The sequence below is a fragment of the Nocardiopsis sp. MG754419 genome, assembly GCF_018207095.1.
Lineage (GTDB): Bacteria > Actinomycetota > Actinomycetes > Streptosporangiales > Streptosporangiaceae > Nocardiopsis.
On record NZ_QOCZ01000004.1, the window covers coordinates 66,112 to 78,222 of the forward strand.

Annotated in this window: 9 protein-coding genes and 1 pseudogene; 7 read left to right on the forward strand and 3 right to left on the reverse strand. The window is 70.7% G+C overall.

Annotated elements, in window-relative coordinates:
• Positions 1-15 precede the first annotated feature (15 nt).
• A complete protein-coding gene (locus DSY14_RS01715) occupies positions 16-1,689 on the reverse strand; it encodes a glycosyl hydrolase family 18 protein (protein WP_211714615.1) in 1,674 nt (557 codons plus the stop codon).
• Between the two features lie 253 nt (positions 1,690-1,942).
• Between DSY14_RS01715 and DSY14_RS01720 the strand changes: the two genes are divergently transcribed.
• The 7 genes from DSY14_RS01720 (at position 1,943) to DSY14_RS01750 (ending at position 9,021) form a co-directional block, all read left to right on the forward strand.
• Positions 1,943-2,464: a MarR family transcriptional regulator gene (locus tag DSY14_RS01720; protein WP_211714629.1), complete on the forward strand. Its 522-nt coding sequence runs from the start codon at positions 1,943-1,945 to the stop codon at positions 2,462-2,464.
• A 98-nt stretch (positions 2,465-2,562) separates the two neighbouring features.
• The gene (locus DSY14_RS01725) at positions 2,563-4,293 is read left to right on the forward strand and encodes a methylmalonyl-CoA mutase (RefSeq protein ID WP_211714616.1); all 1,731 of its coding nucleotides are present in this window, start codon (positions 2,563-2,565) and stop codon (positions 4,291-4,293) included.
• Between the two features lie 69 nt (positions 4,294-4,362).
• Positions 4,363-5,322, forward strand: a complete 960-nt coding sequence (locus DSY14_RS01730) for a tetratricopeptide repeat protein (protein ID WP_211714617.1) — start codon at positions 4,363-4,365, stop codon at positions 5,320-5,322.
• 231 nt (positions 5,323-5,553) lie between these two features.
• A complete protein-coding gene (locus tag DSY14_RS01735; RefSeq protein ID WP_211714618.1) occupies positions 5,554-6,285 on the forward strand; it encodes an AAA family ATPase in 732 nt (243 codons plus the stop codon).
• A 365-nt stretch (positions 6,286-6,650) separates the two neighbouring features.
• On the forward strand, positions 6,651-8,054 hold the full coding sequence (locus DSY14_RS01740; RefSeq protein ID WP_211714619.1) for an NAD-dependent malic enzyme: 1,404 nt from the start codon (positions 6,651-6,653) through the stop codon (positions 8,052-8,054).
• A 63-nt stretch (positions 8,055-8,117) separates the two neighbouring features.
• Complete coding sequence (locus DSY14_RS01745) at positions 8,118-8,699, forward strand: YqgE/AlgH family protein (protein WP_211714620.1); 582 nt, start codon at positions 8,118-8,120, stop codon at positions 8,697-8,699.
• 79 nt (positions 8,700-8,778) lie between these two features.
• Positions 8,779-9,021 (forward strand): DUF3039 domain-containing protein, encoded by a 243-nt coding sequence (locus DSY14_RS01750; RefSeq protein ID WP_211714621.1) that lies wholly within the window; start codon positions 8,779-8,781, stop codon positions 9,019-9,021.
• Between the two features lie 89 nt (positions 9,022-9,110).
• Here DSY14_RS01750 and DSY14_RS01755 read toward each other — a convergent pair whose 3' ends face one another.
• Complete coding sequence (locus tag DSY14_RS01755) at positions 9,111-11,024, reverse strand: HtaA domain-containing protein (RefSeq protein WP_211714622.1); 1,914 nt, start codon at positions 11,022-11,024, stop codon at positions 9,111-9,113.
• A 208-nt stretch (positions 11,025-11,232) separates the two neighbouring features.
• Positions 11,233-12,111, reverse strand: a pseudogene (locus DSY14_RS01760) (cell wall protein); the annotation flags it as partial.

Below are 12,111 nucleotides of genomic sequence, written 5' to 3' on the forward strand. Positions count from 1 at the left end.
GCACGGAGGTTCGTCCTACCGGCCGCCCAGGGCCGCGTCGATCGCGGTGATGAGGCTGCCGTCGGCGTCGTCGCCGTCGATGGACCAGATCATGACGCCGCCCAGACCCTGCTCCAGGGCCCAGTCGGTCTTGCGGGTCATGGCGATCTCGTCGTCGTAGGTCCAGAAGGTCGTGCCGTCGTAGATCCACGCGGTGCCGAGGTCCTCGTCACGGTGCAGCTCGAAGCCGGGCAGGTCCTTGAGCACCTTCCAGTCCTCGGTGCCGTCGGCGTGCGTGCCCGGGGCGGGGCCGTCGGCGGGCTGGAAGAGCCCGTCGCCCTGCGGGCCGGGTTCCACACCCGTCCACCCCTGCCCGTAGAAGGGCACGCCCAAGACGATGGTGGCGGGGTCGACCCCGCGCTCCACGTACGCGCGCAGGTTGGTCTCGGCGGAGATCACGTCACCGGGGTCGTTCGGGTCCGGGAGCAGGTTGGACTGGTGGTTGGTGGCCGACTCCCAGGTGCCGTGGTAGTCGTAGCCCTGCACGGTGATGAAGTCGAAGTCCCGCATGACCTCGTCCAGCTCGTAGCCGGTGTCCAGCCGCCACGCGCCGGCCGGCATGAACGAGCTCAGCTCGTAGTGGTGGCCGGTCTCCTCGCCCAACGCGTCGATCTGTTCGCGGAACTCGCGCACCAGGGCGGTGAAGTTCTCCCGATCCTCGGGGCGCACCACGTTGTCGGGGTGGCCGTCGGAGCCGGGCCACTCCCAGTCCAGGTCGATGCCGTCGAAGATCCCCTCGGCGACCCCCGCGCCGCCGGCGCCGCCGATCTCGGGCAGGTCGCCGCGCAGGTACAGGTCGACACAGGAACGCACCAGGCGCTCCCGGGACTCGGGGGTCAGGGCCGCGTCCGAGAAGTGCTTCGACCAGTTCCAGCCGCCCAGGGAGATGTTGACGGCCAGCTCCGGGTACCGCTCCTTCAGCTTGCGCAACTGGTTGAAGTTGCCGCGCAGGGGCTGGCCAGGGCCGTCCGCCGCGCCGTCGACGCTCTCCTCGGCCGGCACCGCCCGACCGTAGTCGGCGTGGGCGTCGCCCTCCTCGGGCTCGTCGGTCATGAAGCACGTGCCGTCGGCGCCCACGTTGCCGAACGCGTAGTTGATGTGGGTGAGCTTCTCCGCGCTGCCCGACGTGATCAGGTCGCGGACGTGGTAGTCGCGCTCCTCCGCGCCCCACTGGGTGAAGTAGGCGATGTTGAAGGCGTCGTGGTCGGGGCGGGGGGAGGGGTCGCCCGAGCAGTGCGCGCCGTTGATCGTGCAGTCCAGCAGGTGGGTGTTGCCGCCGGTGTGCACCCCGGTGAAACCGAGGCTGTAGGTGCCGCCGGCGGGGACGACCGCGCCCCAGTGAGGCGGGGTGACGGTGTGGCCGTCACCGGTGGAGCCGCTCAGGGTGGCGTTCCAGAGCTGGTGGACGCCGCTGCCCTCGGGGAGGTCGAATTCCAGGGTCCAGTCGTCGACGTCGGCGTCGGAGGCGTTGTGGACGGTGATCTCGCCGGTGTACCCGGTGTTCCAGCGGGCGGACTCCACGTAGGTCACGGTGAGATCGGAGGTCGCGTGCTCCTGTGCGGTGACCGGCGTCGCGGCCAGGGCGAGCGGTGCCGCCAGCACGGCCGCGGCGGGAACCGCGAGTGTGTTCCTGAGTCGTCGTGCGCTCACGTCGGGGGTCTCCTGGAGGGGCGGTCAGAGGCCTGGCCGAGGTGCGAGGCCGGACTGACGTGGGGGGATAAATTTTTAGGAAACTTAACTAATAATTCCGGGCGGCGTCAACGCCCAGGCGGATGGTTTCTCGGCGACCGTGGCGAAGGCGCAGGTCGGGCTCGGGAAATCAGGTAGCGGTCGATCCGCGCGCCCCCACGAGGTGGAATCCGGTACCGGGCGCACGCCCTAGAGTGACGGCGTGGGAAACCCTTTGAACCTTCCGTTCGACCCGATCGCACGCGCGCACGACAACTGGAGCCAGAAATGGGGGGCCTCGCCCGCGATGGCGGCGGTCACCTCGTTGATGCGCGCGCAGCAGATCCTCATCGGCGAGCTGGACGGCGCCCTCAAGCCCTTCGGCCTGACCTTCGCCCGGTACGAGGCACTGGTCCTGCTCACCTTCAGCGCCTCCGGAGCGCTGCCCCTGGGCAAGATCGGCGAGCGCCTCATGGTGCATCCGACCAGTGTCACCAACACCATCGACCGGCTGGAGGGGCAGGGGTTCGTGCTGCGCCGGCCCAACCCCAGCGACGGTCGGGGCGTGCTCGCGGAGATCACCGAACCCGGCCGTGAGGTCACCGAGGAGGCCACGCGCGTGCTCCTCGGCATGGACTTCGGGCTGGGCTGCTACTCCGAGGAGGAGCTCTGGAACATGCACGAGATGTTCGTGCGGCTCCGGGTCGACTTCGGTGACTTCCCCGCCCCCGTCGGGGAAGAGGCCGCGGGCGCCTGACCGGCCGCGGGCGTTCGGTGCCGGTGCGTCCCGAGGGGCGCGTGGCGCCGTCCGCGCCCTGTCTGTACATACTTAGTTGGACGTCCTACTATTCGAGTATGGCGAACACCACAGGAGATCCGACCAACGGCGGCGGGGCTCGGGACATCGAGGCCGGCCGCGAACGCTGGCAGCGCCGTTACGACTCCGCGCGCAAGCGCGACGCCGACTTCACCTCGTTGTCCGGGCGCCCCCTGGAGCCCGTCTACGGGCCCGCCCCGGGCTCGGAGGTCCCCGGCTTCGAGCGTGTCGGCTGGCCCGGCGAGTACCCCTACACCCGTGGGCTCTACCCGACCGGTTATCGCGGACGCGCCTGGACCATCCGTCAGTTCGCCGGGTTCGGCAACGCCCGTCAGACGAACGAGCGCTACAAGATGATCCTCGCCTCCGGCGGCGGGGGGCTCTCCGTGGCCTTCGACATGCCCACCCTCATGGGCCACGACTCCGACTCCCCCAGCGCCCTGGGCGAGGTCGGCCACTGCGGTGTGGCCATCGACTCGGTCGCCGACATGGACCTGCTCTTCGACGGCATCCCGCTCGGCGAGACCACCACGTCCATGACCATCAGTGGACCGGCGATCCCCGCGTTCTGCATGTACCTGGTGGCGGCGGAACGCCAGGGCGTCGACATCGGCACCCTCAACGGCACCCTGCAGACCGACATCTTCAAGGAGTACATCGCCCAGAAGGAGTGGCTGTACCCGCCCGAACCCCACCTGCGCCTCATCGGCGACCTGATGGAGTACTGCGCGGAGCACATCCCCGCCTTCAAGCCGCTGTCGGTCTCCGGCTACCACATCCGTGAGGCCGGGGCCACCGCCGCCCAGGAACTCGCCTACACCCTCGCCGACGGTTTCGGCTACGTCGAGCTCGGTCTCTCCCGGGGTCTGGACATCGACCGGTTCGCCCCCGGTCTGTCGTTCTTCTTCGACGCCCACATCGACTTCTTCGAGGAGATCGCCAAGTTCCGCGCGGCCCGCCGCATCTGGGCCCGCTGGATCCGCGACGTCTACGGGGCTCGGACCGAGAAGGCGCAGTGGCTGCGGTTCCACACCCAGACCGCGGGCGTCTCCCTCACCGCGCAGCAGCCCTACAACAACGTCGTGCGCACCGCGGTCGAGGCGCTCGCCGCGGTGCTCGGCGGCACCAACTCGCTGCACACCAACGCCCTGGACGAGACCCTGGCCCTGCCCACGGAACAGTCCGCGGAGATCGCCCTGCGGACCCAGCAGGTGCTCATGGAGGAGACCGGCGTCGTCAACGTCGCCGACCCGCTCGGCGGCTCCTGGTACCTGGAGTCCCTCACCGACGAGATCGAGGCCGAGGCCGAGCGCATCTTCGCGCACATCCGCCACATGGGCGGTGGCGACGACGTCGAACACGCCATCGGGCCGATGACCTCGGGCATCCTCGCCGGGATCGAGAACGGCTACTTCAGCTCCGAGATCGCCGAGTCCGCGTTCCAGTACCAACAGGCACTGGAGAAGGGCGACAAGCGCATCGTCGGCGTCAACTGCCACACCACCACGGTCTCCGGGGAACTCGACATCCTCAAGATCAGTCACGAGGTCGAGCACGAGCAGAGGCGTGTGCTCGCCGACCGCAAGGCCGCGCGCGACCGCGACACCGTCGACCGCGCCCTCGCACGCCTGTTGGAGGGCGTGCGCGCGGGTGACGGCAACCTCATTCCGCTCATCATGGACGCGGCCCGCGCCGAGGCCACCCTCGGCGAGATCTGCGCCACGATGGGGGAGGAGTTCGGTACCTACACGGAGGACCCGCAGTTCTGACGGCGAGGCCTCCACGTCCGGGGCGGTACGGGGTCCTCGTACCGCTCCGGGATGCGGCAGGATGGGGGTATGCAGCCTTCGGACTTTTCACCGAACAGTGCCGTCGACCTCGGGGCGCGCAAGGCGGCCTTGGAACGCGAGGCCAAGCAGCGTGCCGAGGAGTCGACCGGTCGTACCAACCCCTACGCCGTCAACGTCGACGAGTCCAATTTCCAGCAGGTCCTCGAACGCTCGATGTCCGCCCCGGTGGTCCTCGCGGTCCTGGCCGGCTGGTCCGAGCAGTCCAAGCAGGTCGAGACCGCTCTGGACAAGCTCTCCCGGGGCTCCGGTGGCAACTGGATCCTGGGCCGGATCGACAGTGAGGGCAGCCCGCAACTGGTGCAGGCGCTCCGTGTGCAGGGCGCCCCGACGATCATCATCGCCATCCAGGGTCAGGTCATGCCGCTGATGCAGGGCCCGGCCACCGAGGAACAGCTCCGCGACGGGCTCACCCAGGTCTTCGGTGCCCTGGCCCAGCAGGGGATGCTTCCCCCGGGCCACCCCGGCACGGTCGACGGCGACCCCTCCGCGATGCCGGAGGAGGGGGAGACCGCCCCCGAACCCGACGTCGACCCCGGCGACCCCGTCGACGCGGAGGCTCAGGCGGCGCTGGACCGCGGCGACTTCGACGCGGCCGCCGCGGTCTTCGAGAAGGCGCTGACCGCCGACCCGCGCAACGCCGAGTTCAAGGCCAAGCTGGCCCAGGTCCGCCTGATCGGACGACTCCAGAACGTGGACCCCGAGGCCGTGCACCAGGCCGCGGCCGACCGGCCCGACGACGTCGACGTCCAGATCACGTTGGCCGACATCGACATGTACGGCGGCAAGTTCGAGGACGCCTTCGACCGGCTCGTCGCGGCGGTCAAGGGCAGTGCCGACGAGGATCGGGACAAGGCCCGTGGGCACCTGCTGTCCCTGTTCGACCTGCTTCCCGCCGGTGACCCGCGCGTGAGCGCGGCCCGGCGCAAGCTCACCGCCGCACTGTTCTGATCGGACGCCGCCCGGCGCGGTTCCGACGAGAGTCCACGGCCGGTGTCCGATCTCGGGTCTTTCCCGAACGGTCACCGGCCGGACTTCTCGCACCTTCTCTGCATATTTGCGGCAAATCATGCGTTATTTGCCGTAATGGAGAGGAGAGGGATGGCGGTCACCGGACCGGGTAGGAGTGGATCACGGCGGACCACGGGGAAACGGTCCGCACCGCGAACCGGCAGGTGGATCATGGCGACCAACGACGCGTCACCCGCAGGCGGCGACCCCGTGGTGACCATCTCGGCCACCTTCGGGGCCGGTGGCAGTGTGCTCGGCCCGGCCGTCGCGGCCCGGCTCGGTGTCCCCTTCCTCGACCGTGCGCTGCCCAGTGCCGTCGCCGCGAGGATCGGATGCTCGCTCGACGAGGCACTCCAACGCGATGACCGCGCCCCCGGCGGGTTCGAGCGGCTCCTCGCCAGCGCCGCCCGACTGCCCACGGTCACCCTCGGCAGCGTCGACACGGCCTACTTCGGCGCCACCGACGACGAGGGTCGCCTGCTGTACGACCACGAGTTCGTCGAACAGACCGAAGGGGTCATCCGGAACGTCGCGCGCAGCGGCGGGGTCATCCTCGGTCGCGCCGCCGCCGTGGTCCTGGCCGACCACCCCGGAGCCCTGCACGTCCGGTTGGACGGCGGGCGCGAGGCCCGGCTGGTGCGGGCCCGGCGACTCTGGGAACTCGGCGACCGAGCGGAGTGCGGTGGCCCCGGCTGGGGGCCGGAACCGCCCACCGCGCGCCTGCTGGACGACAACGACCGTGCCCGCGCCTCCTACGTGCGTCGGTTCTACCGGGTCGACGCCGCCGACCCCGGCCACTACCACTTGGTGGTCGACTCCACCGTGCTCTCCATCGACGCCTGCGCGGACCTCGTGGTGCGCGCCGCCGAGGATCGCGCCGGGCGGCTTCCTCCGGTTCCCTGACCCCCATCGCGAGGGGGAATTTATGCGATTTTTTCCGAAGGCGGTAATTGTCACCTTGTGCTGACGTTACCCCCTTGACTCGGGTAAGGTGAGGCGACTCGGTTGTGGGTTCCCAGCCAGCCCCCGGCCAGCAGCCGAGACCCGCCCCCGAAGGGAACCTTCCCTTTGGTGTTCACGGCGGGACGCGCCGCCGTCACGGGACCGGACCCGATGCGGTGCGCGGGAGCCGATCAGAACCCACCGGGCGGACCCACGGCGTGCAGGGCCACAGCCGTCCCGGGGAGTGGTCGGCCCGCACGTCCACGGGAGGGGCCGCCGGTGTGCCCCGCGGACGCATGACACCAGCCAAAGCCAAGGAGCAACACGTGGCCACCCTTCCCAGCGTTTCGTACTCCATCACCGTCCGACTCGAACTGGACGCCGGAGGCAGCGCTGTCGGCAGCCTCACCAACGCGGTCGAGCAGGTCGGCGGTATGATCACCGCCCTCGACGTGGCGGCGGCTGGGCACGAACGCATCCGTATCGACGTCACGTGCGCCGCCCGCGACACCGAGCACGCCCAGGCGATCGTCGACGCGCTCGGCGCCGTCGACGGGGTCACGGTCCACAAGGTCAGCGACCGCACCTTCCTCATGCACCTCGGCGGCAAGATCGAGATGAAGTCCAAGGTGCCGCTGCGCAACCGCGACGAGCTCTCCATGGCCTACACGCCCGGCGTCGCCCGTGTCTCCCAGGCCATCGCGGCCAACAAGGACGACGCCCGCCGCCTCACGATCAAGCGCAACAGCGTCGCCGTGGTCACCGACGGTTCCGCCGTCCTCGGGCTGGGCAACATCGGCCCCGAGGCCGCCATGCCCGTCATGGAGGGCAAGGCCGCCCTGTTCAAACGCTTCGCCGACATCGACGCCTGGCCCATCGCCCTGGACACCCAGGACGTCGACGAGATCGTCCGCACCGTCCAGGTGCTCGCCCCCGGCTTCGGCGGCATCAACCTGGAGGACATCTCCGCGCCCCGTTGTTTCGAGGTCGAGGCCCGCCTGCGCGAACTCCTGGACATCCCCGTCTTCCACGACGACCAGCACGGCACCGCCATCGTCGTCCTGGCGGCCCTGCGCAACGCCCTGCGCGTGGTCGGCAAGAAGCTGTCCGAGGTCCGTATCGCGATGTCCGGTGCGGGCGCGGCCGGCACCGCCATCCTCAAGCTGCTCATGCACGCCGGCGCGCGCGACGTCATCGTCAGCGACGTGCACGGCGCCGTCCACACCGGCCGTGAGGACCTGGACAGCAATCTGCGCTGGATCGCCGAGAACACCAACCCCGAGGGGTACAGCGGCGACCTCAAGGGCGCCGTCGCCGGCGCGGACGTCTTCATCGGGGTGTCGGCCCCCAACCTGCTCGACGGTGACGACATCGCCGAGATGAACGACGACTCGATCATCTTCGCGCTGGCCAACCCCGACCCCGAGGTCGACCCGGACGTCGCGCACCTGCACGCCTCCGTCGTCGCCACCGGCCGCAGCGACTACCCCAACCAGATCAACAACGTGCTGGTCTTCCCCGGCTTCTTCCGCGGCCTGCTCGACGCCCAGAGCCACAACGTCACCTCGGACATGATGGTCGCCGCCGCCGGTGCCCTCGCCGACGTCGTCACCGAGGACGAACTGGGCCCGAACTACATCATCCCCAGCGTCTTCCACTCGGACCTGTCCCACCACGTGGCCAACGCGGTCCGTGAGGTCGCCCAGCGCGACCAGGGCGAACAGGGCTGATCCACCCCGCCGATCCCAGCGAGGGGGCGACCGAGCGGCGGCTTTTCGGGTAGAGAGTGGGTCATGGACCAGTCGACTCTGACCGGGCGCCTGCTGGTGGCCGCCCCCTTGCTGCAGGAGGACTCCTTCCGCCGTTCGGTGGTGTTCGTCGTCGACGACGCCGACGACGGCAGCCTCGGAGTGATCCTCAACCGTCCGCTGGAGCTGCCGGTGGACGAGGTCGTGACGGAGTGGGGCGCCTACGCCAGCGCGCCCGCGGTGATGTTCTCGGGCGGGCCGGTGGGCACCGACTCCGGAATCGCCCTGGGAACCGCCGTCCCCGAGGAGGCCCCACCGGGGTGGTCCGCGCTGGACGGCGTGGTCACCGGTACCGGACCTCAGGCCGTGGGCATCGTGGACCTGGACGGTCCGCCCGAGGTGCTCGGTTCTTCCCTGGCCGCCCTGCGTGTGTTCGCGGGATACGCCGGTTGGGGCGAGGGGCAGCTCGCGGGGGAGATCGAGGAGGGCGCCTGGTTCGTCGTCGACGCCTTCGCCGACGACCTGTTCTGCGGGGACCCCGAGGGGCTGTGGTCGCGGGTCCTGCGCCGGCAGGGTGGGGACATGGCCCTGTTGTCCACCTACCCGGACGACCCCGGCATGAATTGAGCGCGCACGCCCTCGGTGAGATGAGACGGGCCGCGGCACCCTATACCGTGGAACCCAGACGTGGAAAGGTGTGAGGACGATGTCGATGGACGTCCTGAACAAGGTGCTTCCGGACAGCGAGACCAGGCCGGACATCTCGCACGACGACGGCGACCGCGAGCGGTACGCCCACTACGTGCAGAAGGAGAAGATCACCCAGAGCGCGGTGACCGGCGACCCCGTGATCGCGCTCTGCGGCAAGGTCTGGGTCCCCAACCGTGACCCGAAGAAGTTCCCCGTGTGCCCGGAGTGCAAGCAGGCCTACGAGGACCTGATGAAGTAGGTGCGGCGCCTTCGGCCGCACACGAAAGGCCTTGATCCACCCCCGGGGTGGGTCAAGGCCTTCGTCGTGTCCGTTCCGGACCGAGGTGGCTACACCTCGACGTCCGCGCCGGAGCGTCGGCGCGACGCCGCGACGGCGACACCGCCCGCCGCCACCGCCACGACGGCCGCGGTCAGCAGACCGGCCAGCGCGGTACCGGTGTTGGGCAGACCGGGCTTGCCGCCACCGTCGCCGTCACCGGGACCGGGGGTGGGCTTGTCGTCGCCACCGCCGTCGCCACCGCCGGTGCCGCCACCGGGGATCCGCACGTCCTCGTCCACACTCAGGGTCAGGCTGATCGGGTCGAGCCGCTCGCCCTCGACGTAGAAGTCGGCGAAGGCGGGCACGCCCTCGGCGGTGAGGGTGGCCGGGATCGGACCCCAAGTCAGAACGCCCTCGTCCACCGCGGCGTCGACACCGGACAGGTCCAGGTCGGCCAGGGCGACGTCGTCGTAGGTGACCAGCTCGGAGTCGGTCAGGGACTTGCTGACCACGTCCGCGTACAGGGTGCCGGTCGCACCGTCGATCTCCACGCGCGGGTCGGCCACCGACATGTACAGCAGTGGGTCCGCGTCGCCGTAGACGTGCCCCTCGAAGAGCACGGTGCCGGTGAGGTCGACCTCGGCGGTGATGTCCTGCAGGTTCACCGCGCCGGTGGCGTCGGTGAAGGAGAAGGTGCCGTCGTCGTTGCGAGTGGCGCCGTCGGAGGTGCCGATCTCGCCCTTGGCGATGGTGCCCTCGATGTAGGTGCGGAAGGACTCCTTGACGCCCCAGTCGGCCCGACCGTTGTGGACCGTCAGGTCACCCTCGGGGAGCTCGCCGTCGTCACCACCGTCACCGTCACCGTCACCGTCGCCCCCGTCGCCGTCGTCCTCGGTGGCGAAGCCGATCGGGGTCCACACGTCCTGGTCGCGGTTGGCCAGGTCGTGACGGTCGTTGAACACGGCGACGTAGCACTGGGACTCGACGCAGTCGTAGGCCGTGCCGCCCTTCTCGAAGGCACCGACGACCTCCAGTTCGGTGCTGAACGCGCCGGCGGCGTCGGGCGCCGAGCCATCGCGCAGCCATACGCCGCTGCCGTACCAGTGCTCGGGGTGGGAGGCGTCGGACCGCGGGATGCCGGTCAGGGCGACGTACACACCGCTGCCGGGACGGAACCCGCTGCCGTCGACGGTGACGGTCTCACCCTCAGGGTCCAGGTCGGCGGTCTTGGAGATCGTCACCCGGGGGTCGTGGGCGGGCTCTCCGGGCTCATCCGGTCCATCGGTCCCGTCGTCGACGGCCGCGGTGGTGAAGGACAGCGGGTCCATGGGGGCGCCCGCGTTGTAGAAGCCGGCGAACGGTTCCACCGCGTCGGCGTGCAGGGTGCCCGCCGCGGAGGTGAAGGAGAGGTCGTCGCCGTCCACGACCAGGGCGGCGCCGGTCAGCTCGGCCACCGCGACCTCGCCGTAGGCGATCAGTTCGCCCGGAGGCGTGTTCGGGCTCGTTCCCCCGAACTCGCGGCTGGTGACGTCGGCGAAGACCGTGGCGGAGCCGTCGCCGTCGAACTCCACGCGCGGGTCGGCGAGCCGCACCTCCAGGACGGCGCCCTGGCCGTAGTCGTGGCCGCTGAAGACCACTCCACCGCCGAAGGCCACCTCACCGGAGGCGTCCTCCTTGGAGACGAGTCCGTCCACGGTGGGGAAGTCGATGGTGCCGTCGTCGTTGACCGTCGCGCCGTCGGAGGTCTCGTAGCCGCCGTCGGCGATGGGGCTGCCGACGTAGTTCCGGAAGGACTCCTTGACGCCCCAGGTGGCGGAGCCGCCCTCCAGGGAGACGGGTGCCTCGTCGGCGAGAGCCGCCGGGGCCGCCGCCACGGTGAGGGAGGCCCCGAGGGCCGCGGCTCCCGCGTACGCGGTGAGGGAACGCAGCGCTCGACGGGCTCGGCCCGCAGCGCCTTCCTCACGGGTTGCGATGATGCTCATGGGATGGGTGATCCGATCGTTTCGGGGGAGTGATGGGTGGCCGGTCTCGGTCGCGCACCGAGGACCGGTGTGGTGCGGGGGTGTCGGGTCCGCGCTGAGCGGGCGCGGCGGGTCCCCACCGAGGGAGAGCGGGTCGTGGGGCCGGGGCGCACCGGGCGTCGCCCGGCCGTGGGGGCCTTCCGGGACCGCGCCCGGAAGGCCCCCGGCGTCAGGCGGTGACGGGATCGTCGTCGGTGGTGCGCCGCCGGGCGGCCACCAGTGCGGTGACCCCGGCCAGGGACGCCACGACGGCGGTCAGCAGCAACCCCACCAACGGGGCGCCGGTGCGGGCCAGGGGCCCGTCGCCGCCACCGGAACCACGCGGGTCACCGCCGCCGGAGCCCGCGGAACCGCCGGAACCGCCGCCCGTGCCATCCCCGGAGCCGCCGGAGCCACCGGTGCCGGCTCCGCCACCGGAGCCCCCACTTCCAGCGCCACCGCTGCCGGGGTCGCCCGCCTGGCCGGCGAAGGTCACCGGAACGAACTCGTCCTGACCTCGGTCACTGGAGCGGGTGTGGTCGTTGCGGGTCACCACCGCGCAGTCGGTCGCGGCCGAGGTGCAGTCGGTGTGGTCGTCCTCGGCCTTGACCGTCAGCTCCACCGTGAAGCCGCCGTCGGTCCCACTACCGGTGTAAGGGGTGACCAGACCCTCGCCGTAGGGCGGCGGGTTGCTGGACACCCAGACGGACGCGCCACCCTCGCCGTCCATGTCCACGCCGCCGATGCACGGGCCGGGCGCGGTGGTGGCGTTGGCCGAGGCGGTGTCGCACAGGGCGACGTAGATGCCCTTGGCGGTGTCGTAGCCCGAACCCGTGACGGTCACGGTCTCCCCGTCCGGGTCGAGCCCGCTGGTCTTGGAGACCGTGAGGCTGTGGTCGCCGGGTGTCCGGGGCACCGTCTGGGGGGCGGACTGCGGCCGCGCCCGGGGCGCGCTCTGGGGGGTGGTCGCCGGCCGGGTCTCGGGGGCGATGACCGGGGCGGCGAAACCGACGGGCACCGCCGCCACGACGGCGGGTGCGGCCGGGGTGAGGATCGGTGCGCTCATGCC

What these genes read in the sequence shown, in the direction of transcription:
- DSY14_RS01745 (WP_211714620.1), top strand. Translation starts at nt 8,118, where the DNA reads ATGGACCAGTCGACTCTGACCGGGCGCCTGCTGGTGGCCGCCCCCTTG.
- DSY14_RS01735 (WP_211714618.1), top strand. Translation starts at nt 5,554, where the DNA reads ATGGCGACCAACGACGCGTCACCCGCAGGCGGCGACCCCGTGGTGACC.
- DSY14_RS01750 (WP_211714621.1), top strand. Translation starts at nt 8,779, where the DNA reads ATGTCGATGGACGTCCTGAACAAGGTGCTTCCGGACAGCGAGACCAGG.
- DSY14_RS01725 (WP_211714616.1), top strand. Translation starts at nt 2,563, where the DNA reads ATGGCGAACACCACAGGAGATCCGACCAACGGCGGCGGGGCTCGGGAC.
- DSY14_RS01730 (WP_211714617.1), top strand. Translation starts at nt 4,363, where the DNA reads ATGCAGCCTTCGGACTTTTCACCGAACAGTGCCGTCGACCTCGGGGCG.
- DSY14_RS01755 (WP_211714622.1), bottom strand. Translation starts at nt 11,024, where the DNA reads ATGAGCATCATCGCAACCCGTGAGGAAGGCGCTGCGGGCCGAGCCCGT.